Raw genomic sequence first — 261 nt, forward strand, 5'->3', positions numbered from 1 at the left:
GCAAGTATGTCTTAAAAATATGGGTAATCGTCACCCCGATAACTTATCGGGCGGGCAGCAAGCCCGTGTTGCATTATTACGTATGCTGCTGAGCGAACCTAAAGCCATGTTACTCGACGAACCCGATAGCAACCTCGACACCCAACTGCGTGTTGATACACGCGAACACGAATTTAGCCAAATCCGCGATCATAAGCTACCAGCAATTATGTAAACTCAAGACCATAGCCACGCCGACGCTGCAAGTGCCAAACAAATAAC

Annotated in this window: 1 pseudogene; it reads left to right on the plus strand. The window is 47.9% G+C overall.

Going from position 1 to position 261, the window contains the following annotated elements:
• Nucleotides 1-211 (plus strand): annotated as a pseudogene (locus CWB66_RS21715) (ATP-binding cassette domain-containing protein); the annotation flags it as partial.
• Nucleotides 212-261 lie beyond the last annotated feature (50 nt).

It is taken from the genome of Pseudoalteromonas sp. S558, from assembly GCF_005886635.1.
Lineage (GTDB): Bacteria > Pseudomonadota > Gammaproteobacteria > Enterobacterales > Alteromonadaceae > Pseudoalteromonas > Pseudoalteromonas aliena.